This is a genomic window from Seonamhaeicola marinus, from assembly GCF_008085455.1.
In genome coordinates this window covers 1-210 of sequence record NZ_VSDQ01000522.1, presented here as the reverse complement: position 1 = coordinate 210, position 210 = coordinate 1, and the positions used below count along the sequence as shown (strand labels likewise).

Genomic DNA, 210 nt, shown 5'->3' with positions numbered 1-210 from the left:
ATCAGTATGTGCTGGTATGTAAATATTATCACCTTGTTTTTCAACAGTAATACCTAATTTTCTAAACACATTTGGTATAACACCCAAATCATTCCATGATACATTGGTAATAGTTAATTCACTTTTAGTCATGGCGGCTAAACCTATCCAGCTACCAATTTCAATCATGTCTGGTAACATAGTGTGCTCTGTACCGCCTAAAGTTTCAAC

1 pseudogene is annotated in these 210 nt (G+C 34.8%); it reads right to left on the bottom strand.

Annotation, left to right across the window (positions count from 1 at the left end):
• Positions 1-210, bottom strand: a pseudogene (locus FUA24_RS25765) (UDP-N-acetylglucosamine 1-carboxyvinyltransferase); the annotation flags it as partial.